Raw genomic sequence first — 23,462 nt, 5'->3', positions numbered from 1 at the left:
TTTTTCTAGAGGTGTTATTTCTTTACTTTTGATTAAGAGAATTATTGCCATAACATTTGTTTTTTCGTTTTTATCCGGCGCCCTTATGACGGGGCTTTTTTACGCAGGTCTTGGTTGGGCGTTGAGGTTATATTCCTAATGGATCAGCTCTATTATTTTGCCATGTTCTGCATTGGATCTGGTTGCTCGTTTGCCGTCTTTTCCGGGTGGTGATATGAAGTATCTTTATCTCATTTATTTCTTACTTCTCGCTGCGTTCTCATCGACCGCTTCTGCTGGCTGGAAGTGCACTTCTTCATATGCGGCCTCTTATTCCAGTGAATGTTCTGCCGCCAGTGTCCAGGACACGCCTGAGTCGTTTATAACCGCATTCGTAAATGCGGTTAAGTCGGCTAATACAAACCCAAATAAAATTGGGTACACTGCTGGCTCTTGCACCATGAACGGTACTTCAAATGCAAGCTGTGCTTATTCCTGGACTTTTTATGGGTCTCCTTTTAATGATAGTGTCGATATTGTTAAGGAGGCTGCCGTTTGCCCTGAAACAGTCGAGACTCGTGGCCCCGATGCTGCTGCAATAAAATCAGGAGATAAATATTATGTCGCGTGGTCAGTTGGTTCTGTTACTGCTGATGTTTGTCACAACTCTTGTTCTTACCTGGCTAGTTCCGCCTCCGGTAGCACCTGCTATCTGTCTCCAGGCTCTACAGTCACTGGTTTTTGTAACTACTTCGTGGGTCTTAATACCGCGAGTCCTTCGTGCGGTGCTGAGTCCGGGTATAAGTCGCCGTCCGTTGGAGATCCTCTCACTCCCAGTACTGATCCTGGCGACGGCGGCGATGGTGGCACCAATCCTGGTGGTGGGAATGACGGCGGCGATGGCGATGGTGGTAACGGTGGGGATGGTGATTCCGGTTTTGACGGTGAGCTTTCTTTCAATAATCCAGGATCACTAAAGGGGGACTCAATTCTTGATAGTGAGGTTAACGCTGTTCACTACGATGCCTTTGTCCGTGGCATGGAAGCCGATTTAAATGAGTCAGGATTCGGTAAGGCTCTTACTGAATTTAATCAGAAAATGGCTGCTGGTGGCTCTCTGGCAGCCTGTCCCACCGCCACTGTTCAGCTCCTTGGAACCATGATTACTTTCGATGCGCATTGCGCATTGTTTGATTCGGTTTCCTCAATTCTTGCAGCTGTATTTCTGGCGGCCTGGTCAATCCTTGCCTTGCGTATTTTCCTGTCCGCGTAATTTTAGCCGCTAAAAATTTGAGGTGTTTATGTCTGCTTTCGGTGATTGGCTGCTATCGATTCTCCGCGAGATTTTGCAATTTTTTGTTGATCTGATAATTCAAGTTGCTGATTGGCTTTGGCAATCACTTTTAGAGTTGATTAGCTCCAGTTTCATCATGGGATTACTTACAAGTTCGGGAGAGTTGTTTACTAACATTTCTCCATCTGTTTGGTATTTCATGAATTTGATGCAGTTACCTTTTGGGATTACTGTTGTTAGCAGCGCCTATTTGTTGCGCTTCCTTGTTCGTCGCATTCCGTTTATTGGGTGATTTATGGCAATCCATGCTTATGTTGGTAAACCAGGTCACGGCAAAAGCTACGGCGTCGTTGAGCACGTTGTAATTCCGTCTCTTAAGCAAGACAGGCATGTGGTTACTAATATTCCGTTGTCCATTGATGATTTGTTGTCTGTTTATGGAGGAAATATTACTCAACTGCCTGATAATTGGTTTGAGCTTGATGACCTTTCCGAGATTATTCCACCTGGATCTGTTGCGATTATCGACGAATGTTGGAGGAGGTGGCCCGCAGGTAAAAATGTGAACCAAGCCAACCTTACTGATAAGTCCTTGCTTGCTGAACATAGGCACCGTGTTGATGCAAAGAACAATTCGATGCGTGTGGTTCTTGTGACTCAAGACCTTGCTCAAATTTCGTCATGGGTACGTCTTTTGATTGAGACCACCTATCGAATTCGAAAAATCACAAAGAAGACTTTCAAGGTAGATATTTACAATGGTGCTGTTACTGGTGATGCACCTTCAAAAACAAAGTTAATCAGAACCACTGCCGGAACCTTTAAGCAGTCTGTTTATTCATTCTATAAGTCTGCTACTCAATCAAACTCTGGTGCCGTGGGTGATGAATCTTCGGCAGATGGTCGTTCAAGTATTTTGCGTTCTTTTGGTTTGTGGTCGGCACTGGGTTGTTTTGTTGTTTGCATTGTCCTGGGTGTTTATTTTGTCAAAAAGTTCTTTACTACTGATCAACCTGGTGTGAAGCACTCAGTGTCTGTTTCTACACCAAAACAACCTAGTTCACCTGCTGAGCTTCCGATTTCAACCACTTGGCGGCTTGTTGGCTTTGTTCATCCGTCAAAGCCTGATCCATCTTCAAAGGCTGTATCTGAAGCTCTTGCCCTGGTAGCTGATAACAATGGAAATACTCGTTACATTTCTTTTTCTCATTGTCGATATTTCCCAGACTTTACTGAGGCTTATTGCTTGGTTGATGGTTTCAAGATCACTAATTGGTCATTAAAAAAACCTAATCCAATTACAGGTGGATTAATTGGGGGTGGTCTTTAGCGTAGCGCTAAGACCGCGCCCAATTAATTGACCAATCAGCCGGAAATCACCCCATGAATACCTGTAAGTTTCTTCGCGGCCTCTATGTCTCTGTCTTTCTGTTTTTCTTTGTTTCCTTTTCCCAAGCGGAAACAGTCCCTCAGCAACTGACTTTTGATTTTCAAACTATTCAGGTCTCGTCCGCTTTACAGCTTCTTGCCGATTACAGGGGCTTGAATCTTGTGCTGGACGAAAATGTCCGTGGTTCACTTTCTATGCGTATGAAGGATGTGACCTGGGATGAAGCCATTGAGTATGTGACTTCGGCAAAGGGGCTTTTATATACCATTGAAGGTAAGTTTCTTCGTGTTAGTGGTTATCCACGCCCAGGTGATTCATATTCAACAAATTCATATGTTGCTGCCCAAGACCAGCAAATTCAAAGTAGTCCTTCCTTTGGCGTCAACTCTTTTGATGTTTCGATCTTCAAGGTGCATAACATTTTGGCGTCCGACGCAATAAAAGCATTTCCTCTCGATCCTGGAGAGACTCTAAATTTTGAAGACGGTTCTTCTGTCATCGTTGCCAGGATGAGCAAGGCGCGTTTAGAGCAGCTCAAAACCTTGATTGCTGCTGTTGATTACTCCAGGAAGCAAGTGATGATCCAGGCTCGTATTGTCGAGGTGGATCGCTCGTATTCCAAGAATCTGGGTGTTCAATGGGGTGGCACTGTAGGCAGCGGTGCTGGCACTGTTTCAGGCTCTGTGCCGCTTGGCTTTGCCTCTGGTGCCATCGGGGCTGTTGGCATTGTCTCAAGCGCTCTGACGCTCGATGCCAGGCTTTCAGCCATGGAGCAGGAAGGTAAGGGCAGGGTGATTTCCAGTCCTCGCGTTTATACCTCTGACCGTCATCAAGCCAAAATTGTTAAAGGCTCTCAGGTTCCTTATCAGCAATCGGCCGGCGATGGTGCAACGTCGACATCCTTCAAGCAGGCTGCTTTGTCGCTCGACGTGACTCCGATCGTTAACGATAAGGGCGTGCTGCTGGATGTAATCCTTTCAAAGGATGAGCCTGACTATTCCAATGCCATGAATGGCGTGCCGCCGATCAACACAACCTCGCTGACGTCCCGGGTTTTTTCGCCGTTCGGCCAGACCATTGCCGTGGGTGGTGTTTATTCGGATCTGGATACAACCGTCGTTAGAAGCGTGCCGTTCTTGGGCAAAATTCCTGGCTTCAAATGGTTGTTCACCAGCAACTCGACGGTATCCACCAGCACTGAGCTTGTCCTGTTTTTGACACCTGTGTTGGTCAATCAATATAACTAAACTAAATGACTATTTAGTTTAGTTATATTTAATTGTTATTAAAAATGGAGGAGGGTAGCTCACCCAATGACCTAGGGTAAGCTCATCCTTAGCCGTCGATATATTCACTATAAAGGGTAATGGATTATGGACTATGAGCGTTTGCCGAGTACCTGGGTTATCGAGGAAGCGCGTTCTTTTTTGAGGGCCGCACAGATTCTCGAACAATGTGCCTCAAACGGTGATTCCAATCTCTACTGGCCAGCCGCGATGAATTCCGCGCTCGCGTCTGAGCTGCTTCTTAAGTCATTTCTTGTTGAGGCTGACCCTAGATTTCCAAGGTCTGAATATGATCCCGAAGGATATTTGCGTTTGGTCACCGGCTTGCCTGGAAACAGGCATGGCCTGATCGATCTGTACAACGCCATTCCTATTGAGATGGCCAACCAGGTGCGTGAAACGTCAGAGAGATTGGCTCCAGGCTTTCAACTGGAAAAATGGATCACAACTTGCTCCAAGCTTTTCGTTGGCACTCGATATCCATATGAAGCCAACTCGGTTCAAGGCATTGACCTGGATGTGTTGAAGCTCGCGCCGCACCTGGATCAGGTGTTGGAGGAAATGACCCGTCAACCAGCTAGTGCCAGGCTTCAAATCTGACCGACAGAGCCCCCCAGCTCCGTATAGGACGGTTCGCATAATTCGACGTACGTTATGTTAGCGAAGCCGTCCTGCAGGACGAATCAGGCGCCGGGAAAATCGCGCAGCCCCGGCGGCTGATTTACACATAGCGTGCATTATGCGTGGCAGTCCCTGGTGAAAAACGACGTTCTGAATGCATGGTAAAATGCCCCTTCTATATTGGCCGGCCCGGCCTTCAGAAGGAGTTGATATGAGTAGTTTTGACGATTTTGCTTATCCTGATGTCTTCGTTGTTACTAAGCCTGACGGTTCGGTTTTACAGCTTCGCGGAAGCGTGAATGGCGCAGAAATGTACCTCGTTACTAGCGAGGATCTGACACCTAAAGACGCAGTGGTGCGAAATCTTTCTACAGGCAAATCTGAGAGCTATCAGATTTTGGATGTGCAGTTTTTGGAAGCGGCTGCCGGGTCACCAGCTCAGCAACGAGTTGGTGTTAAGCGCGTTTTTGATTGAGTTTCAGCGTTGACATCAAGGCTCTTTCTAAGGCATTCGCCGTTCGTTTTTTGATAGCAAATTCTCATCTGGTGTCCGCATAGAAAGCCCCTTCCAACCACTAACACTTGAGGGGCAACTACTAACACTTGGGGGGCATTTACCTGTTTTCCCAAGTGCCCGCCAAAGAAAAACCCCCAGTGATTCATAGATCCTTGGGGGGGTTTTCTGTTTTAAGCATTCTGAGCTTTTAGCGTGCTTTCGGAGCCATCGGAGTGGGGGTGCTGTTACACCCCCACTTTACCGCGGTTTCCCGCGATCCTTAGTCCCCCAACACACCTAATCTCTTGCTGCCTTCGTTGCGTTCACCCTTCATGTACTCTTCCATTTCCAGGCCTTGGAGAATCGAGCCGATCACATTGAGGGCTATAGGTTTGTGGGTTTCGTTCAGGCTTCCGAATCGTCGGAGTAGGCCCAACATCTGTATCTCCAACCCTCGTTCCTCATCGCTCAGCAAGATCTCATCGGTGGTGCATTTGAAGTACTTTGCAATCGCTATCACTTTGTCAGGCGGCGGCAGGTTTTTACCCTTTTCCCAGCTGGCGACTGTGTTTTCTGCTACTCCAACCGCCTCAGCCACAATTTTTTGCGACACCTTTTTGAGTGCTCGCTTGTTTCTGATGTTCTCTCCGATGTTCATCGCCGCTTCATCTGAATGCTCATGAGTCATTGACTATACCTCCTGTGTTTTTGTACAGCTAACACACATCGATGGTTAAGCTGCTACGTATCTCTTGCAAATAGCCTAACACATGACGTAGTCTTGCCTGCGTCGTGTATTGGCTTGACAAGGATTTCGGATGTTCATCGATTGGCTCACAATTTCGCAGGAGCATCAGCATGATCTACCGATCGTATGCGGAATCTTTACGCTGACTGTCGATTCCAACACCAACGAAGTCTTGAGCACCAAACAACCTCGTTTCAAACACGAAGCCAGTTATTCGACCTCCGTCACTATTCATGTCCAAGGCCGAAAGATTCGAGTTGAGGGCAATCCAAGCAGAGTAGGGCGGCTGGACAATCTTTTTGGTTTTACAACCATTGAGCAGTGCGTTTCTGTCTACAACCAGCTTCTTCGCGAATATGGCTTGCCTGGTTTTACTCGTTGTACTCGCCTCGATATTCGCCAAGGTGCTTCGGGTGCCAGCTCTGGCGATCGGATTGCTGACGGCGCAAAAATCGAACGTATCGACCTAACAACCAATTTTGCGTTGGGCGAAGGCAATGTTTTGGCTTACTTGCGCGGCGTATCAAGTCAACGCATTGGCCACTCTATCGGCTTCTTGTATCCCAATGGTCGTACTGTTGCATGGACTCCGAAAGGTAACGGTCAAGGTGGTCGTTTGCAGTATCGAAAGGCTTATGACAAGACTTTTGAAATGGATCAAAACTCCTTGCCAAAAATCAAACGTATTTTTGGTGAGGACTCAGCCGAATACAAATATGTTCAGCGCATTCGAGATTACTGCACTACTGAAGGTGTAGTGCGTCTAGAGCAAGAGCTTAAAAGTGAATTTTTGCAGCGCGAAGCCCTTTGTTATTGGGGCCTATTTGATGAAGGGCGTTTAGCCAAGCTCCACTGTGAGTTTCTTAAAATTGATGAAAAGCTGAAGGTGACTGCTATGGATATCGTTAGCATTAGCGAGCAACTCTTGGTAGAAAACATTGTTGACACTACTCGCGCTGCAAATACAACGGCTCTTTATGCCATTCAGTGGATGCATGGTCAGCGTTTTGATTTTAAGAAGCGACAAGTTCAGGATCACGCAGCCAAGCTAAATCGCATCGGTATCAACATTCGTAACGCCTGCGACACCAGCCGGTTTGCTCCAATATTTGTGCGACAGTGCCGTGAGGTCACTAAGTCCACCTTGGCTATTCCGTCCTGGTATCAACGAGCAAATCATCTCCAGCAGGTCGCTGCATGAAAACAGTTAAGTTTGATGCCACCGTACTTACTGCTGGCCAGCGTCGTCGTCTAGCTGAACAGCAGCATGTGCGCAGCTCTTTTATCAATCCTATTCTTGCTCAGCAGGTTGAAGAAGCGATCAAGGCTGTAGAAGCTCTAAAAGAGCGGTGGTTTTTTGATTACGAAGAAAAAGGAACACTCTGCATTGCCGACTGGGTGAATTTCTGATGGATAGGGTTGCTTATCAAAATCTACGCTTTGCAGTAGAAATGGAGTTTCTTAATGCTCTCAACAACCCTCAATGTGATGAACGTGCTGGGATTAATAGTCTTATGCGCTTGTTTCTATCTGCATTGGCTCAGCAAGAAGTAGAACGTCAGCGCTCTTCACGAAAATTCAAAACCTTCAGGCGTAACCCTGAGGCTATTGCGCCCAGTTGGGCATACCGTAAGCCCGGCACTGTTCCAGGCTTTCCAACACTGAGATAAGGGCATTACATGTCTAATGTTATCGTAGTTGAAGTAACCGGCAATCACCGCAGTGGTACTGCTGCCAAGTCGGGAAAACCATATTGCATGTTTGAAGCATATGCTCACTTGCCAAATATTCCATACCCGCAGAAATGCACTTTTTACGCTGAGACTCCCCAGCAGGTTCCTCAGCCTGGAAAGTATGAATGTGATGTGAACGCGCAAGTTCGCGATGATCGTCTGATTTTTGAAGTCGATCCTCGTCAAGGTCGTCGTATTAGTTCCGGTGCTCCTGGTTCTTCGACACCGCAGAAGTCTACGTAATGTCCGGTTTATTGCATTGCCCCGGTGATTTAATCATTCAGGGCGGTGTTCCTTCGTGCTCGATCGATTGGGTTTCTGTTCCTTACACTGTCCCTTTTGATCCTTCACAACTTGATCCAGTTATTTTGGCTCAAGCTTTTGGCGCCGGATTCACATTAGTAGCCAGCTTTATGGTTATGTCGATGGGAATACGCGCGTTTTTAAATTTCATCAAACAATCCTGAGTATTTCCCATGTTCAAAAAATCTAGTGCTGTAGCTGTTTCCGCTGTTGTTCTCGCTGTTTCGGCTTCTTCAGTTTTCGCTGCTGATCCTGTTGCCTGGGATTACAGCGGTCTGACTTCATCCATCGACTTCAGCACCATTTCAGTTGGTGTTCTGGCTGTTGCTGGCATTCTTGCTGGTGTTTACGCCGGTATCAAAGGCGCTCGTATCGTTCTGGGCTTCCTGCGCGGTTAAGGCTTTATCCCTGTTCGACCTGGACGTCTTCGGGCGTCCTTTTTTTTGCTTAATATAATGGGTTGAATCATGCGCCGTTTCTATAAGCACACTGCGTTACATAGATTTCCAAATCGTTTTTCTAGAGGTGTTATTTCTTTACTTTTGATTAAGAGAATTATTGCCATAACATTTGTTTTTTCGTTTTTATCCGGCGCCCTTATGACGGGGCTTTTTTACGCAGGTCTTGGTTGGGCGTTGAGGTTATATTCCTAATGGATCAGCTCTATTATTTTGCCATGTTCTGCATTGGATCTGGTTGCTCGTTTGCCGTCTTTTCCGGGTGGTGATATGAAGTATCTTTATCTCATTTATTTCTTACTTCTCGCTGCGTTCTCATCGACCGCTTCTGCTGGCTGGAAGTGCACTTCTTCATATGCGGCCTCTTATTCCAGTGAATGTTCTGCCGCCAGTGTCCAGGACACGCCTGAGTCGTTTATAACCGCATTCGTAAATGCGGTTAAGTCGGCTAATACAAACCCAAATAAAATTGGGTACACTGCTGGCTCTTGCACCATGAACGGTACTTCAAATGCAAGCTGTGCTTATTCCTGGACTTTTTATGGGTCTCCTTTTAATGATAGTGTCGATATTGTTAAGGAGGCTGCCGTTTGCCCTGAAACAGTCGAGACTCGTGGCCCCGATGCTGCTGCAATAAAATCAGGAGATAAATATTATGTCGCGTGGTCAGTTGGTTCTGTTACTGCTGATGTTTGTCACAACTCTTGTTCTTACCTGGCTAGTTCCGCCTCCGGTAGCACCTGCTATCTGTCTCCAGGCTCTACAGTCACTGGTTTTTGTAACTACTTCGTGGGTCTTAATACCGCGAGTCCTTCGTGCGGTGCTGAGTCCGGGTATAAGTCGCCGTCCGTTGGAGATCCTCTCACTCCCAGTACTGATCCTGGCGACGGCGGCGATGGTGGCACCAATCCTGGTGGTGGGAATGACGGCGGCGATGGCGATGGTGGTAACGGTGGGGATGGTGATTCCGGTTTTGACGGTGAGCTTTCTTTCAATAATCCAGGATCACTAAAGGGGGACTCAATTCTTGATAGTGAGGTTAACGCTGTTCACTACGATGCCTTTGTCCGTGGCATGGAAGCCGATTTAAATGAGTCAGGATTCGGTAAGGCTCTTACTGAATTTAATCAGAAAATGGCTGCTGGTGGCTCTCTGGCAGCCTGTCCCACCGCCACTGTTCAGCTCCTTGGAACCATGATTACTTTCGATGCGCATTGCGCATTGTTTGATTCGGTTTCCTCAATTCTTGCAGCTGTATTTCTGGCGGCCTGGTCAATCCTTGCCTTGCGTATTTTCCTGTCCGCGTAATTTTAGCCGCTAAAAATTTGAGGTGTTTATGTCTGCTTTCGGTGATTGGCTGCTATCGATTCTCCGCGAGATTTTGCAATTTTTTGTTGATCTGATAATTCAAGTTGCTGATTGGCTTTGGCAATCACTTTTAGAGTTGATTAGCTCCAGTTTCATCATGGGATTACTTACAAGTTCGGGAGAGTTGTTTACTAACATTTCTCCATCTGTTTGGTATTTCATGAATTTGATGCAGTTACCTTTTGGGATTACTGTTGTTAGCAGCGCCTATTTGTTGCGCTTCCTTGTTCGTCGCATTCCGTTTATTGGGTGATTTATGGCAATCCATGCTTATGTTGGTAAACCAGGTCACGGCAAAAGCTACGGCGTCGTTGAGCACGTTGTAATTCCGTCTCTTAAGCAAGACAGGCATGTGGTTACTAATATTCCGTTGTCCATTGATGATTTGTTGTCTGTTTATGGAGGAAATATTACTCAACTGCCTGATAATTGGTTTGAGCTTGATGACCTTTCCGAGATTATTCCACCTGGATCTGTTGCGATTATCGACGAATGTTGGAGGAGGTGGCCCGCAGGTAAAAATGTGAACCAAGCCAACCTTACTGATAAGTCCTTGCTTGCTGAACATAGGCACCGTGTTGATGCAAAGAACAATTCGATGCGTGTGGTTCTTGTGACTCAAGACCTTGCTCAAATTTCGTCATGGGTACGTCTTTTGATTGAGACCACCTATCGAATTCGAAAAATCACAAAGAAGACTTTCAAGGTAGATATTTACAATGGTGCTGTTACTGGTGATGCACCTTCAAAAACAAAGTTAATCAGAACCACTGCCGGAACCTTTAAGCAGTCTGTTTATTCATTCTATAAGTCTGCTACTCAATCAAACTCTGGTGCCGTGGGTGATGAATCTTCGGCAGATGGTCGTTCAAGTATTTTGCGTTCTTTTGGTTTGTGGTCGGCACTGGGTTGTTTTGTTGTTTGCATTGTCCTGGGTGTTTATTTTGTCAAAAAGTTCTTTACTACTGATCAACCTGGTGTGAAGCACTCAGTGTCTGTTTCTACACCAAAACAACCTAGTTCACCTGCTGAGCTTCCGATTTCAACCACTTGGCGGCTTGTTGGCTTTGTTCATCCGTCAAAGCCTGATCCATCTTCAAAGGCTGTATCTGAAGCTCTTGCCCTGGTAGCTGATAACAATGGAAATACTCGTTACATTTCTTTTTCTCATTGTCGATATTTCCCAGACTTTACTGAGGCTTATTGCTTGGTTGATGGTTTCAAGATCACTAATTGGTCATTAAAAAAACCTAATCCAATTACAGGTGGATTAATTGGGGGTGGTCTTTAGCGTAGCGCTAAGACCGCGCCCAATTAATTGACCAATCAGCCGGAAATCACCCCATGAATACCTGTAAGTTTCTTCGCGGCCTCTATGTCTCTGTCTTTCTGTTTTTCTTTGTTTCCTTTTCCCAAGCGGAAACAGTCCCTCAGCAACTGACTTTTGATTTTCAAACTATTCAGGTCTCGTCCGCTTTACAGCTTCTTGCCGATTACAGGGGCTTGAATCTTGTGCTGGACGAAAATGTCCGTGGTTCACTTTCTATGCGTATGAAGGATGTGACCTGGGATGAAGCCATTGAGTATGTGACTTCGGCAAAGGGGCTTTTATATACCATTGAAGGTAAGTTTCTTCGTGTTAGTGGTTATCCACGCCCAGGTGATTCATATTCAACAAATTCATATGTTGCTGCCCAAGACCAGCAAATTCAAAGTAGTCCTTCCTTTGGCGTCAACTCTTTTGATGTTTCGATCTTCAAGGTGCATAACATTTTGGCGTCCGACGCAATAAAAGCATTTCCTCTCGATCCTGGAGAGACTCTAAATTTTGAAGACGGTTCTTCTGTCATCGTTGCCAGGATGAGCAAGGCGCGTTTAGAGCAGCTCAAAACCTTGATTGCTGCTGTTGATTACTCCAGGAAGCAAGTGATGATCCAGGCTCGTATTGTCGAGGTGGATCGCTCGTATTCCAAGAATCTGGGTGTTCAATGGGGTGGCACTGTAGGCAGCGGTGCTGGCACTGTTTCAGGCTCTGTGCCGCTTGGCTTTGCCTCTGGTGCCATCGGGGCTGTTGGCATTGTCTCAAGCGCTCTGACGCTCGATGCCAGGCTTTCAGCCATGGAGCAGGAAGGTAAGGGCAGGGTGATTTCCAGTCCTCGCGTTTATACCTCTGACCGTCATCAAGCCAAAATTGTTAAAGGCTCTCAGGTTCCTTATCAGCAATCGGCCGGCGATGGTGCAACGTCGACATCCTTCAAGCAGGCTGCTTTGTCGCTCGACGTGACTCCGATCGTTAACGATAAGGGCGTGCTGCTGGATGTAATCCTTTCAAAGGATGAGCCTGACTATTCCAATGCCATGAATGGCGTGCCGCCGATCAACACAACCTCGCTGACGTCCCGGGTTTTTTCGCCGTTCGGCCAGACCATTGCCGTGGGTGGTGTTTATTCGGATCTGGATACAACCGTCGTTAGAAGCGTGCCGTTCTTGGGCAAAATTCCTGGCTTCAAATGGTTGTTCACCAGCAACTCGACGGTATCCACCAGCACTGAGCTTGTCCTGTTTTTGACACCTGTGTTGGTCAATCAATATAACTAAACTAAATGACTATTTAGTTTAGTTATATTTAATTGTTATTAAAAATGGAGGAGGGTAGCTCACCCAATGACCTAGGGTAAGCTCATCCTTAGCCGTCGATATATTCACTATAAAGGGTAATGGATTATGGACTATGAGCGTTTGCCGAGTACCTGGGTTATCGAGGAAGCGCGTTCTTTTTTGAGGGCCGCACAGATTCTCGAACAATGTGCCTCAAACGGTGATTCCAATCTCTACTGGCCAGCCGCGATGAATTCCGCGCTCGCGTCTGAGCTGCTTCTTAAGTCATTTCTTGTTGAGGCTGACCCTAGATTTCCAAGGTCTGAATATGATCCCGAAGGATATTTGCGTTTGGTCACCGGCTTGCCTGGAAACAGGCATGGCCTGATCGATCTGTACAACGCCATTCCTATTGAGATGGCCAACCAGGTGCGTGAAACGTCAGAGAGATTGGCTCCAGGCTTTCAACTGGAAAAATGGATCACAACTTGCTCCAAGCTTTTCGTTGGCACTCGATATCCATATGAAGCCAACTCGGTTCAAGGCATTGACCTGGATGTGTTGAAGCTCGCGCCGCACCTGGATCAGGTGTTGGAGGAAATGACCCGTCAACCAGCTAGTGCCAGGCTTCAAATCTGACCGACAGAGCCCCCCAGCTCCGTATAGGACGGTTCGCATAATTCGACGTACGTTATGTTAGCGAAGCCGTCCTGCAGGACGAATCAGGCGCCGGGAAAATCGCGCAGCCCCGGCGGCTGATTTACACATAGCGTGCATTATGCGTGGCAGTCCCTGGTGAAAAACGACGTTCTGAATGCATGGTAAAATGCCCCTTCTATATTGGCCGGCCCGGCCTTCAGAAGGAGTTGATATGAGTAGTTTTGACGATTTTGCTTATCCTGATGTCTTCGTTGTTACTAAGCCTGACGGTTCGGTTTTACAGCTTCGCGGAAGCGTGAATGGCGCAGAAATGTACCTCGTTACTAGCGAGGATCTGACACCTAAAGACGCAGTGGTGCGAAATCTTTCTACAGGCAAATCTGAGAGCTATCAGATTTTGGATGTGCAGTTTTTGGAAGCGGCTGCCGGGTCACCAGCTCAGCAACGAGTTGGTGTTAAGCGCGTTTTTGATTGAGTTTCAGCGTTGACATCAAGGCTCTTTCTAAGGCATTCGCCGTTCGTTTTTTGATAGCAAATTCTCATCTGGTGTCCGCATAGAAAGCCCCTTCCAACCACTAACACTTGAGGGGCAACTACTAACACTTGGGGGGCATTTACCTGTTTTCCCAAGTGCCCGCCAAAGAAAAACCCCCAGTGATTCATAGATCCTTGGGGGGGTTTTCTGTTTTAAGCATTCTGAGCTTTTAGCGTGCTTTCGGAGCCATCGGAGTGGGGGTGCTGTTACACCCCCACTTTACCGCGGTTTCCCGCGATCCTTAGTCCCCCAACACACCTAATCTCTTGCTGCCTTCGTTGCGTTCACCCTTCATGTACTCTTCCATTTCCAGGCCTTGGAGAATCGAGCCGATCACATTGAGGGCTATAGGTTTGTGGGTTTCGTTCAGGCTTCCGAATCGTCGGAGTAGGCCCAACATCTGTATCTCCAACCCTCGTTCCTCATCGCTCAGCAAGATCTCATCGGTGGTGCATTTGAAGTACTTTGCAATCGCTATCACTTTGTCAGGCGGCGGCAGGTTTTTACCCTTTTCCCAGCTGGCGACTGTGTTTTCTGCTACTCCAACCGCCTCAGCCACAATTTTTTGCGACACCTTTTTGAGTGCTCGCTTGTTTCTGATGTTCTCTCCGATGTTCATCGCCGCTTCATCTGAATGCTCATGAGTCATTGACTATACCTCCTGTGTTTTTGTACAGCTAACACACATCGATGGTTAAGCTGCTACGTATCTCTTGCAAATAGCCTAACACATGACGTAGTCTTGCCTGCGTCGTGTATTGGCTTGACAAGGATTTCGGATGTTCATCGATTGGCTCACAATTTCGCAGGAGCATCAGCATGATCTACCGATCGTATGCGGAATCTTTACGCTGACTGTCGATTCCAACACCAACGAAGTCTTGAGCACCAAACAACCTCGTTTCAAACACGAAGCCAGTTATTCGACCTCCGTCACTATTCATGTCCAAGGCCGAAAGATTCGAGTTGAGGGCAATCCAAGCAGAGTAGGGCGGCTGGACAATCTTTTTGGTTTTACAACCATTGAGCAGTGCGTTTCTGTCTACAACCAGCTTCTTCGCGAATATGGCTTGCCTGGTTTTACTCGTTGTACTCGCCTCGATATTCGCCAAGGTGCTTCGGGTGCCAGCTCTGGCGATCGGATTGCTGACGGCGCAAAAATCGAACGTATCGACCTAACAACCAATTTTGCGTTGGGCGAAGGCAATGTTTTGGCTTACTTGCGCGGCGTATCAAGTCAACGCATTGGCCACTCTATCGGCTTCTTGTATCCCAATGGTCGTACTGTTGCATGGACTCCGAAAGGTAACGGTCAAGGTGGTCGTTTGCAGTATCGAAAGGCTTATGACAAGACTTTTGAAATGGATCAAAACTCCTTGCCAAAAATCAAACGTATTTTTGGTGAGGACTCAGCCGAATACAAATATGTTCAGCGCATTCGAGATTACTGCACTACTGAAGGTGTAGTGCGTCTAGAGCAAGAGCTTAAAAGTGAATTTTTGCAGCGCGAAGCCCTTTGTTATTGGGGCCTATTTGATGAAGGGCGTTTAGCCAAGCTCCACTGTGAGTTTCTTAAAATTGATGAAAAGCTGAAGGTGACTGCTATGGATATCGTTAGCATTAGCGAGCAACTCTTGGTAGAAAACATTGTTGACACTACTCGCGCTGCAAATACAACGGCTCTTTATGCCATTCAGTGGATGCATGGTCAGCGTTTTGATTTTAAGAAGCGACAAGTTCAGGATCACGCAGCCAAGCTAAATCGCATCGGTATCAACATTCGTAACGCCTGCGACACCAGCCGGTTTGCTCCAATATTTGTGCGACAGTGCCGTGAGGTCACTAAGTCCACCTTGGCTATTCCGTCCTGGTATCAACGAGCAAATCATCTCCAGCAGGTCGCTGCATGAAAACAGTTAAGTTTGATGCCACCGTACTTACTGCTGGCCAGCGTCGTCGTCTAGCTGAACAGCAGCATGTGCGCAGCTCTTTTATCAATCCTATTCTTGCTCAGCAGGTTGAAGAAGCGATCAAGGCTGTAGAAGCTCTAAAAGAGCGGTGGTTTTTTGATTACGAAGAAAAAGGAACACTCTGCATTGCCGACTGGGTGAATTTCTGATGGATAGGGTTGCTTATCAAAATCTACGCTTTGCAGTAGAAATGGAGTTTCTTAATGCTCTCAACAACCCTCAATGTGATGAACGTGCTGGGATTAATAGTCTTATGCGCTTGTTTCTATCTGCATTGGCTCAGCAAGAAGTAGAACGTCAGCGCTCTTCACGAAAATTCAAAACCTTCAGGCGTAACCCTGAGGCTATTGCGCCCAGTTGGGCATACCGTAAGCCCGGCACTGTTCCAGGCTTTCCAACACTGAGATAAGGGCATTACATGTCTAATGTTATCGTAGTTGAAGTAACCGGCAATCACCGCAGTGGTACTGCTGCCAAGTCGGGAAAACCATATTGCATGTTTGAAGCATATGCTCACTTGCCAAATATTCCATACCCGCAGAAATGCACTTTTTACGCTGAGACTCCCCAGCAGGTTCCTCAGCCTGGAAAGTATGAATGTGATGTGAACGCGCAAGTTCGCGATGATCGTCTGATTTTTGAAGTCGATCCTCGTCAAGGTCGTCGTATTAGTTCCGGTGCTCCTGGTTCTTCGACACCGCAGAAGTCTACGTAATGTCCGGTTTATTGCATTGCCCCGGTGATTTAATCATTCAGGGCGGTGTTCCTTCGTGCTCGATCGATTGGGTTTCTGTTCCTTACACTGTCCCTTTTGATCCTTCACAACTTGATCCAGTTATTTTGGCTCAAGCTTTTGGCGCCGGATTCACATTAGTAGCCAGCTTTATGGTTATGTCGATGGGAATACGCGCGTTTTTAAATTTCATCAAACAATCCTGAGTATTTCCCATGTTCAAAAAATCTAGTGCTGTAGCTGTTTCCGCTGTTGTTCTCGCTGTTTCGGCTTCTTCAGTTTTCGCTGCTGATCCTGTTGCCTGGGATTACAGCGGTCTGACTTCATCCATCGACTTCAGCACCATTTCAGTTGGTGTTCTGGCTGTTGCTGGCATTCTTGCTGGTGTTTACGCCGGTATCAAAGGCGCTCGTATCGTTCTGGGCTTCCTGCGCGGTTAAGGCTTTATCCCTGTTCGACCTGGACGTCTTCGGGCGTCCTTTTTTTTGCTTAATATAATGGGTTGAATCATGCGCCGTTTCTATAAGCACACTGCGTTACATAGATTTCCAAATCGTTTTTCTAGAGGTGTTATTTCTTTACTTTTGATTAAGAGAATTATTGCCATAACATTTGTTTTTTCGTTTTTATCCGGCGCCCTTATGACGGGGCTTTTTTACGCAGGTCTTGGTTGGGCGTTGAGGTTATATTCCTAATGGATCAGCTCTATTATTTTGCCATGTTCTGCATTGGATCTGGTTGCTCGTTTGCCGTCTTTTCCGGGTGGTGATATGAAGTATCTTTATCTCATTTATTTCTTACTTCTCGCTGCGTTCTCATCGACCGCTTCTGCTGGCTGGAAGTGCACTTCTTCATATGCGGCCTCTTATTCCAGTGAATGTTCTGCCGCCAGTGTCCAGGACACGCCTGAGTCGTTTATAACCGCATTCGTAAATGCGGTTAAGTCGGCTAATACAAACCCAAATAAAATTGGGTACACTGCTGGCTCTTGCACCATGAACGGTACTTCAAATGCAAGCTGTGCTTATTCCTGGACTTTTTATGGGTCTCCTTTTAATGATAGTGTCGATATTGTTAAGGAGGCTGCCGTTTGCCCTGAAACAGTCGAGACTCGTGGCCCCGATGCTGCTGCAATAAAATCAGGAGATAAATATTATGTCGCGTGGTCAGTTGGTTCTGTTACTGCTGATGTTTGTCACAACTCTTGTTCTTACCTGGCTAGTTCCGCCTCCGGTAGCACCTGCTATCTGTCTCCAGGCTCTACAGTCACTGGTTTTTGTAACTACTTCGTGGGTCTTAATACCGCGAGTCCTTCGTGCGGTGCTGAGTCCGGGTATAAGTCGCCGTCCGTTGGAGATCCTCTCACTCCCAGTACTGATCCTGGCGACGGCGGCGATGGTGGCACCAATCCTGGTGGTGGGAATGACGGCGGCGATGGCGATGGTGGTAACGGTGGGGATGGTGATTCCGGTTTTGACGGTGAGCTTTCTTTCAATAATCCAGGATCACTAAAGGGGGACTCAATTCTTGATAGTGAGGTTAACGCTGTTCACTACGATGCCTTTGTCCGTGGCATGGAAGCCGATTTAAATGAGTCAGGATTCGGTAAGGCTCTTACTGAATTTAATCAGAAAATGGCTGCTGGTGGCTCTCTGGCAGCCTGTCCCACCGCCACTGTTCAGCTCCTTGGAACCATGATTACTTTCGATGCGCATTGCGCATTGTTTGATTCGGTTTCCTCAATTCTTGCAGCTGTATTTCTGGCGGCCTGGTCAATCCTTGCCTTGCGTATTTTCCTGTCCGCGTAATTTTAGCCGCTAAAAATTTGAGGTGTTTATGTCTGCTTTCGGTGATTGGCTGCTATCGATTCTCCGCGAGATTTTGCAATTTTTTGTTGATCTGATAATTCAAGTTGCTGATTGGCTTTGGCAATCACTTTTAGAGTTGATTAGCTCCAGTTTCATCATGGGATTACTTACAAGTTCGGGAGAGTTGTTTACTAACATTTCTCCATCTGTTTGGTATTTCATGAATTTGATGCAGTTACCTTTTGGGATTACTGTTGTTAGCAGCGCCTATTTGTTGCGCTTCCTTGTTCGTCGCATTCCGTTTATTGGGTGATTTATGGCAATCCATGCTTATGTTGGTAAACCAGGTCACGGCAAAAGCTACGGCGTCGTTGAGCACGTTGTAATTCCGTCTCTTAAGCAAGACAGGCATGTGGTTACTAATATTCCGTTGTCCATTGATGATTTGTTGTCTGTTTATGGAGGAAATATTACTCAACTGCCTGATAATTGGTTTGAGCTTGATGACCTTTCCGAGATTATTCCACCTGGATCTGTTGCGATTATCGACGAATGTTGGAGGAGGTGGCCCGCAGGTAAAAATGTGAACCAAGCCAACCTTACTGATAAGTCCTTGCTTGCTGAACATAGGCACCGTGTTGATGCAAAGAACAATTCGATGCGTGTGGTTCTTGTGACTCAAGACCTTGCTCAAATTTCGTCATGGGTACGTCTTTTGATTGAGACCACCTATCGAATTCGAAAAATCACAAAGAAGACTTTCAAGGTAGATATTTACAATGGTGCTGTTACTGGTGATGCACCTTCAAAAACAAAGTTAATCAGAACCACTGCCGGAACCTTTAAGCAGTCTGTTTATTCATTCTATAAGTCTGCTACTCAATCAAACTCTGGTGCCGTGGGTGATGAATCTTCGGCAGATGGTCGTTCAAGTATTTTGCGTTCTTTTGGTTTGTGGTCGGCACTGGGTTGTTTTGTTGTTTGCATTGTCCTGGGTGTTTATTTTGTCAAAAAGTTCTTTACTACTGATCAACCTGGTGTGAAGCACTCAGTGTCTGTTTCTACACCAAAACAACCTAGTTCACCTGCTGAGCTTCCGATTTCAACCACTTGGCGGCTTGTTGGCTTTGTTCATCCGTCAAAGCCTGATCCATCTTCAAAGGCTGTATCTGAAGCTCTTGCCCTGGTAGCTGATAACAATGGAAATACTCGTTACATTTCTTTTTCTCATTGTCGATATTTCCCAGACTTTACTGAGGCTTATTGCTTGGTTGATGGTTTCAAGATCACTAATTGGTCATTAAAAAAACCTAATCCAATTACAGGTGGATTAATTGGGGGTGGTCTTTAGCGTAGCGCTAAGACCGCGCCCAATTAATTGACCAATCAGCCGGAAATCACCCCATGAATACCTGTAAGTTTCTTCGCGGCCTCTATGTCTCTGTCTTTCTGTTTTTCTTTGTTTCCTTTTCCCAAGCGGAAACAGTCCCTCAGCAACTGACTTTTGATTTTCAAACTATTCAGGTCTCGTCCGCTTTACAGCTTCTTGCCGATTACAGGGGCTTGAATCTTGTGCTGGACGAAAATGTCCGTGGTTCACTTTCTATGCGTATGAAGGATGTGACCTGGGATGAAGCCATTGAGTATGTGACTTCGGCAAAGGGGCTTTTATATACCATTGAAGGTAAGTTTCTTCGTGTTAGTGGTTATCCACGCCCAGGTGATTCATATTCAACAAATTCATATGTTGCTGCCCAAGACCAGCAAATTCAAAGTAGTCCTTCCTTTGGCGTCAACTCTTTTGATGTTTCGATCTTCAAGGTGCATAACATTTTGGCGTCCGACGCAATAAAAGCATTTCCTCTCGATCCTGGAGAGACTCTAAATTTTGAAGACGGTTCTTCTGTCATCGTTGCCAGGATGAGCAAGGCGCGTTTAGAGCAGCTCAAAACCTTGATTGCTGCTGTTGATTACTCCAGGAAGCAAGTGATGATCCAGGCTCGTATTGTCGAGGTGGATCGCTCGTATTCCAAGAATCTGGGTGTTCAATGGGGTGGCACTGTAGGCAGCGGTGCTGGCACTGTTTCAGGCTCTGTGCCGCTTGGCTTTGCCTCTGGTGCCATCGGGGCTGTTGGCATTGTCTCAAGCGCTCTGACGCTCGATGCCAGGCTTTCAGCCATGGAGCAGGAAGGTAAGGGCAGGGTGATTTCCAGTCCTCGCGTTTATACCTCTGACCGTCATCAAGCCAAAATTGTTAAAGGCTCTCAGGTTCCTTATCAGCAATCGGCCGGCGATGGTGCAACGTCGACATCCTTCAAGCAGGCTGCTTTGTCGCTCGACGTGACTCCGATCGTTAACGATAAGGGCGTGCTGCTGGATGTAATCCTTTCAAAGGATGAGCCTGACTATTCCAATGCCATGAATGGCGTGCCGCCGATCAACACAACCTCGCTGACGTCCCGGGTTTTTTCGCCGTTCGGCCAGACCATTGCCGTGGGTGGTGTTTATTCGGATCTGGATACAACCGTCGTTAGAAGCGTGCCGTTCTTGGGCAAAATTCCTGGCTTCAAATGGTTGTTCACCAGCAACTCGACGGTATCCACCAGCACTGAGCTTGTCCTGTTTTTGACACCTGTGTTGGTCAATCAATATAACTAAACTAAATGACTATTTAGTTTAGTTATATTTAATTGTTATTAAAAATGGAGGAGGGTAGCTCACCCAATGACCTAGGGTAAGCTCATCCTTAGCCGTCGATATATTCACTATAAAGGGTAATGGATTATGGACTATGAGCGTTTGCCGAGTACCTGGGTTATCGAGGAAGCGCGTTCTTTTTTGAGGGCCGCACAGATTCTCGAACAATGTGCCTCAAACGGTGATTCCAATCTCTACTGGCCAGCCGCGATGAATTCCGCGCTCGCGTCTGAGCTGCTTCTTAAGTCATTTCTTGTTGAGGCTGACCCTAGATTTCCAAGGTCTGAATATGATCCCGAAGGATATTTGCGTTTGGTCACCGGCTTGCCTGGAAACAGGCATGGCCTGATCGATCTGTACAACGCCATTCCTATTGAGATGGCCAACCAGGTGCGTGAAACGTCAGAGAGATTGGCTCCAGGCTTTCAACTGGAAAAATGGATCACAACTTGCTCCAAGCTTTTCGTTGGCACTCGATATCCATATGAAGCCAACTCGGTTCAAGGCATTGACCTGGATGTGTTGAAGCTCGCGCCGCACCTGGATCAGGTGTTGGAGGAAATGACCCGTCAACCAGCTAGTGCCAGGCTTCAAATCTGACCGACAGAGCCCCCCAGCTCCGTATAGGACGGTTCGCATAATGTATATTATGTTAAATTGCGTATTTGAATAGTCCGCCGTCATCAGGCTTTTTCCAGAACACCATAGATTTCGCAAACCACCTGCATGGTCGCCTCTTCGATCGTTCCTTCATTGCGGCATAACGTCCAGCCGTGATCGGTAATCGCGTGCTCGAATGCCTGGGTACACGCGACATGCTCGTCCAGTTCATGGATCACGGTACTGCTCAAGCCGCGTCGCCTGGCCGCGGCCCTTGCCCATGAAATATGCGGCGCGGTGACAACCCCGACATGCAGGTCTGGCACTTGCACGTTGCGATCGATGTTCAGCTGTAGAATTTCTGCGAACGGGACGCTCCTGCGAAACGCGGCGTCCGATGGGTACCAGCGGTCCATCAGGACAATGCTGTCCTGTGGTTGTTTGGGCAGCACGTGTTGGGAGATCCAATGACGGCTGTCAGCAAAGCGCTCACACACGGCCAACTCCAATTCCCTGTCGGGATGCCTGGCGAGTTTATTAACAAGGATCATTGTTTCTGCCCTGTAGGGATCGCTTTTTCTCTCACAAAGCCGAATGACCTTTCTGTTGCCGGCCCTCAGCACTGTGGTAACGGCTTCCAACAGTGTGGTTTTGCCGACGCCCTTGGGGCCATCCAGAGAAACAAACAGCGCACGATTCATTCTTTACGTTTCAATGGAAAATGGACCAATACTCTAACCTGCTTTGTGGCAAGCAGGCCTCAAAACCCTGGCGCAGTATCAAGTTTGCAGCAAGTCGCCGTGCATTAATGTCGATGTAATGACCGGCGACGCGCTGTACCTGGCCCGCTAAGGGTGGCGCGCAAAACGCGGAGCGTCCAACCCTAGGCTTTCACGCAAGGTCGTGCCCTCATATGCGGTGCGGTAAACGCCGCGCGCTTGCAGTAACGGTATGACTTGCTGGGTGAAGCGGCTGAATTGCTCCGGGTGCCCGATATAGATGTTGAACCCGTCTACGGCCCGCGCTTGGAACCATTCAGTCATTTTCTGCGCGACGGTCTCGGCAGACCCGACGAAGGCACCCGGACGTAGCTGCCGACCGAACTCTACCGCTTGGCGCAGGGTGAAGCCCTTCTCGCTGGCCTGGTCGGCGATGCGCTTGGCGGCCGTAAAAAAACTGCTGCGCGCAAATTCCAGGCTTTCCTGGGGGAACGGTGCGTCGAGGTCGTACTGGCTGAAATCATGCCAGCCAAAATTACGCCCGAATTCCTTCAATGCCAGCTCAAAGCTATGGTCGGCCTGATGGTAGTGCTGTTCGATTTCACGCGCGTGGCCATCGCTGTCACCGACGTATATTTCAGCGCCCGGCATGACCAGCAGTTGTTCCGGGTCACGCCCCAGTTGCACCGCCCTACCCTTTATATCCTGGTAGAACGCCTGGCCCTGCTCAAGGCTGGCGGCATGGGTGAAGATCACGTCGGCCGTTGCGGCCCCCAGGTCGCGGCCTTGCTGTGAGTCGCCGGCCTGGAATATCACGGGCTGGCCTTGAGGCGAGCGCTGGATATTCAGCGGGCCGACCACCGAAAAGTGCTCGCCGTTGTGGTTCAGCCTATGCAGTTTGGCCGGATCGAGGAACTGCCCGGTGGCGCGATCACGCACGAATGCACCTTCCTCGTAGGAGTTCCACAACCCCTGCACAACCTCAACGTGTTCGGCCGCCCGAGCGTAGCGCGTGTCGTAATCGTAATGCTCGTCACGGCTGTAATTGCCCGCCGTGCCGGCATCACCGCTGGTCACCACGTTCCATCCCGCACGGCCTTTGCTGATCAAGTCCAGTGAGGCCAGGCGCCGCGCCACGTTGTAGGGCGAGTTGTATGACGTGGTCAGCGTACCGACCAAGCCTAAGTGCCGCGTACTCACTGCGAGCGCGGATAACAGTGTCAGCGGTTCCAGGCGGTTGAGGTAGTGGGAAGGTGACCCAGGGGTGATGAACTGGCTGTCGACGATGAATATCAGGTCGAACAGTGCCGCTTCGGCCTGGCGTGCAATGTCGATATACCAGTCGATGTTGACGCTGGCGTCGGCGGGCAATTGAGGGTCGAGCCACAGGTTGTGGCGGCCTGGCCCACCGCAGCCCATCGTCAGGGCACCCAGTTTTAGCTGTCTTTTAGTCATGTCTGACGTAT

Annotated in this window: 31 protein-coding genes; 27 read left to right on the top strand and 4 right to left on the bottom strand. The window is 47.8% G+C overall.

What is annotated here, in order from left to right; genetic code table 11:
- Positions 1-214: 214 nt before the first annotated feature.
- The 6 genes from PspS35_RS30065 to PspS35_RS14515 all read left to right on the top strand — a co-directional run bounded on the left by PspS35_RS30065 (position 215) and on the right by PspS35_RS14515 (position 5,045).
- Positions 215-1,252 (top strand): hypothetical protein, encoded by a 1,038-nt coding sequence (locus PspS35_RS30065; protein WP_174244812.1) that lies wholly within the window; start codon positions 215-217, stop codon positions 1,250-1,252.
- A gap of 28 nt (positions 1,253-1,280) precedes the next feature.
- Positions 1,281-1,565, top strand: coding sequence for a DUF2523 domain-containing protein (locus PspS35_RS14535; protein ID WP_159935443.1), 285 nt, complete (start codon positions 1,281-1,283; stop codon positions 1,563-1,565).
- A gap of 3 nt (positions 1,566-1,568) precedes the next feature.
- The gene (locus tag PspS35_RS14530) at positions 1,569-2,603 is read left to right on the top strand and encodes a zonular occludens toxin domain-containing protein (RefSeq protein WP_159935442.1); all 1,035 of its coding nucleotides are present in this window, start codon (positions 1,569-1,571) and stop codon (positions 2,601-2,603) included.
- A gap of 53 nt (positions 2,604-2,656) precedes the next feature.
- The gene (locus PspS35_RS14525) at positions 2,657-3,910 is read left to right on the top strand and encodes a hypothetical protein (RefSeq protein WP_159935441.1); all 1,254 of its coding nucleotides are present in this window, start codon (positions 2,657-2,659) and stop codon (positions 3,908-3,910) included.
- A gap of 126 nt (positions 3,911-4,036) precedes the next feature.
- Entirely contained in the window at positions 4,037-4,549 is a 513-nt protein-coding gene (locus tag PspS35_RS14520; RefSeq protein ID WP_159935440.1) for a hypothetical protein, read from the top strand.
- A gap of 232 nt (positions 4,550-4,781) precedes the next feature.
- A complete protein-coding gene (locus tag PspS35_RS14515) occupies positions 4,782-5,045 on the top strand; it encodes a hypothetical protein (protein ID WP_159935452.1) in 264 nt (87 codons plus the stop codon).
- A 301-nt stretch (positions 5,046-5,346) separates the two neighbouring features.
- On the opposite strand, the gene PspS35_RS14510 is transcribed toward PspS35_RS14515, so the two are convergent.
- Positions 5,347-5,754, bottom strand: a complete 408-nt coding sequence (locus tag PspS35_RS14510; protein ID WP_159935451.1) for a helix-turn-helix transcriptional regulator — start codon at positions 5,752-5,754, stop codon at positions 5,347-5,349.
- 130 nt (positions 5,755-5,884) lie between these two features.
- Between PspS35_RS14510 and PspS35_RS14505 the strand changes: the two genes are divergently transcribed.
- From PspS35_RS14505 to PspS35_RS14450, 11 genes are all read left to right on the top strand, one after another.
- A complete protein-coding gene (locus tag PspS35_RS14505) occupies positions 5,885-7,015 on the top strand; it encodes a phage/plasmid replication protein (protein ID WP_159935450.1) in 1,131 nt (376 codons plus the stop codon).
- Entirely contained in the window at positions 7,012-7,224 is a 213-nt protein-coding gene (locus PspS35_RS14500; protein ID WP_159935449.1) for a hypothetical protein, read from the top strand. The genes PspS35_RS14505 and PspS35_RS14500 overlap by 4 nt, the downstream gene beginning before the upstream one ends.
- 269 nt (positions 7,225-7,493) lie before the next feature.
- On the top strand, positions 7,494-7,790 hold the full coding sequence (locus PspS35_RS14495) for a propanediol utilization protein (protein ID WP_159935448.1): 297 nt from the start codon (positions 7,494-7,496) through the stop codon (positions 7,788-7,790).
- Positions 7,790-8,014: a hypothetical protein gene (locus PspS35_RS14490; RefSeq protein WP_159935447.1), complete on the top strand. Its 225-nt coding sequence runs from the start codon at positions 7,790-7,792 to the stop codon at positions 8,012-8,014. Before PspS35_RS14495 ends, PspS35_RS14490 begins: the two co-directional genes overlap by 1 nt.
- Before the next feature lie 9 nt (positions 8,015-8,023).
- On the top strand, positions 8,024-8,248 hold the full coding sequence (locus tag PspS35_RS14485; protein WP_159935446.1) for a hypothetical protein: 225 nt from the start codon (positions 8,024-8,026) through the stop codon (positions 8,246-8,248).
- 330 nt (positions 8,249-8,578) lie between these two features.
- A complete protein-coding gene (locus PspS35_RS30060; protein WP_174244812.1) occupies positions 8,579-9,616 on the top strand; it encodes a hypothetical protein in 1,038 nt (345 codons plus the stop codon).
- A 28-nt stretch (positions 9,617-9,644) separates the two neighbouring features.
- Positions 9,645-9,929 carry a DUF2523 domain-containing protein gene (locus PspS35_RS14470; RefSeq protein WP_159935443.1) on the top strand — a complete coding sequence of 95 codons (285 nt, stop codon included), beginning with the start codon at positions 9,645-9,647 and terminating at the stop codon, positions 9,927-9,929.
- A gap of 3 nt (positions 9,930-9,932) precedes the next feature.
- On the top strand, positions 9,933-10,967 hold the full coding sequence (locus tag PspS35_RS14465; RefSeq protein WP_159935442.1) for a zonular occludens toxin domain-containing protein: 1,035 nt from the start codon (positions 9,933-9,935) through the stop codon (positions 10,965-10,967).
- A gap of 53 nt (positions 10,968-11,020) precedes the next feature.
- The gene (locus tag PspS35_RS14460) at positions 11,021-12,274 is read left to right on the top strand and encodes a hypothetical protein (RefSeq protein WP_159935441.1); all 1,254 of its coding nucleotides are present in this window, start codon (positions 11,021-11,023) and stop codon (positions 12,272-12,274) included.
- A 126-nt stretch (positions 12,275-12,400) separates the two neighbouring features.
- Entirely contained in the window at positions 12,401-12,913 is a 513-nt protein-coding gene (locus tag PspS35_RS14455; RefSeq protein ID WP_159935440.1) for a hypothetical protein, read from the top strand.
- Between the two features lie 232 nt (positions 12,914-13,145).
- Positions 13,146-13,409, top strand: coding sequence for a hypothetical protein (locus PspS35_RS14450; protein WP_159935452.1), 264 nt, complete (start codon positions 13,146-13,148; stop codon positions 13,407-13,409).
- 301 nt (positions 13,410-13,710) lie between these two features.
- Here the strand turns inward: PspS35_RS14450 and PspS35_RS14445 are convergent, their stop codons facing one another.
- Positions 13,711-14,118 (bottom strand): helix-turn-helix transcriptional regulator, encoded by a 408-nt coding sequence (locus PspS35_RS14445; protein WP_159935451.1) that lies wholly within the window; start codon positions 14,116-14,118, stop codon positions 13,711-13,713.
- Between the two features lie 130 nt (positions 14,119-14,248).
- On the opposite strand from PspS35_RS14445, the gene PspS35_RS14440 reads away from it, so the two are divergent.
- From PspS35_RS14440 to PspS35_RS14390, 10 genes are all read left to right on the top strand, one after another.
- Positions 14,249-15,379, top strand: a complete 1,131-nt coding sequence (locus PspS35_RS14440; protein ID WP_159935450.1) for a phage/plasmid replication protein — start codon at positions 14,249-14,251, stop codon at positions 15,377-15,379.
- Positions 15,376-15,588 carry a hypothetical protein gene (locus tag PspS35_RS14435; RefSeq protein ID WP_159935449.1) on the top strand — a complete coding sequence of 71 codons (213 nt, stop codon included), beginning with the start codon at positions 15,376-15,378 and terminating at the stop codon, positions 15,586-15,588. Before PspS35_RS14440 ends, PspS35_RS14435 begins: the two co-directional genes overlap by 4 nt.
- 269 nt (positions 15,589-15,857) lie before the next feature.
- Positions 15,858-16,154, top strand: coding sequence for a propanediol utilization protein (locus PspS35_RS14430; protein WP_159935448.1), 297 nt, complete (start codon positions 15,858-15,860; stop codon positions 16,152-16,154).
- Positions 16,154-16,378, top strand: a complete 225-nt coding sequence (locus tag PspS35_RS14425) for a hypothetical protein (protein WP_159935447.1) — start codon at positions 16,154-16,156, stop codon at positions 16,376-16,378. The genes PspS35_RS14430 and PspS35_RS14425 overlap by 1 nt, the downstream gene beginning before the upstream one ends.
- Positions 16,379-16,387: 9 nt before the next feature.
- Positions 16,388-16,612 carry a hypothetical protein gene (locus PspS35_RS14420; RefSeq protein WP_159935446.1) on the top strand — a complete coding sequence of 75 codons (225 nt, stop codon included), beginning with the start codon at positions 16,388-16,390 and terminating at the stop codon, positions 16,610-16,612.
- Positions 16,613-16,942: 330 nt separating this feature from the next.
- Positions 16,943-17,980 (top strand): hypothetical protein, encoded by a 1,038-nt coding sequence (locus PspS35_RS30055; RefSeq protein ID WP_174244812.1) that lies wholly within the window; start codon positions 16,943-16,945, stop codon positions 17,978-17,980.
- Positions 17,981-18,008: 28 nt separating this feature from the next.
- The gene (locus tag PspS35_RS14405) at positions 18,009-18,293 is read left to right on the top strand and encodes a DUF2523 domain-containing protein (RefSeq protein ID WP_159935443.1); all 285 of its coding nucleotides are present in this window, start codon (positions 18,009-18,011) and stop codon (positions 18,291-18,293) included.
- Between the two features lie 3 nt (positions 18,294-18,296).
- Entirely contained in the window at positions 18,297-19,331 is a 1,035-nt protein-coding gene (locus PspS35_RS14400; RefSeq protein ID WP_159935442.1) for a zonular occludens toxin domain-containing protein, read from the top strand.
- 53 nt (positions 19,332-19,384) lie between these two features.
- Positions 19,385-20,638, top strand: coding sequence for a hypothetical protein (locus PspS35_RS14395; RefSeq protein WP_159935441.1), 1,254 nt, complete (start codon positions 19,385-19,387; stop codon positions 20,636-20,638).
- A gap of 126 nt (positions 20,639-20,764) precedes the next feature.
- Entirely contained in the window at positions 20,765-21,277 is a 513-nt protein-coding gene (locus PspS35_RS14390; RefSeq protein WP_159935440.1) for a hypothetical protein, read from the top strand.
- 83 nt (positions 21,278-21,360) lie between these two features.
- Here the strand turns inward: PspS35_RS14390 and PspS35_RS14385 are convergent, their stop codons facing one another.
- Complete coding sequence (locus PspS35_RS14385) at positions 21,361-21,978, bottom strand: dTMP kinase (RefSeq protein ID WP_159935439.1); 618 nt, start codon at positions 21,976-21,978, stop codon at positions 21,361-21,363.
- Between the two features lie 147 nt (positions 21,979-22,125).
- A complete protein-coding gene (locus PspS35_RS14380) occupies positions 22,126-23,451 on the bottom strand; it encodes an LLM class flavin-dependent oxidoreductase (RefSeq protein ID WP_159935438.1) in 1,326 nt (441 codons plus the stop codon).
- Between the last annotated feature and the right edge of the window lie 11 nt (positions 23,452-23,462).

Source organism: Pseudomonas sp. S35 (assembly GCF_009866765.1).
Taxonomy (GTDB): Bacteria; Pseudomonadota; Gammaproteobacteria; order Pseudomonadales; family Pseudomonadaceae; genus Aquipseudomonas.
The sequence above is the reverse complement of the archived record's forward strand: the minus strand, read 5'-3'. Positions and strand labels throughout refer to the sequence as shown.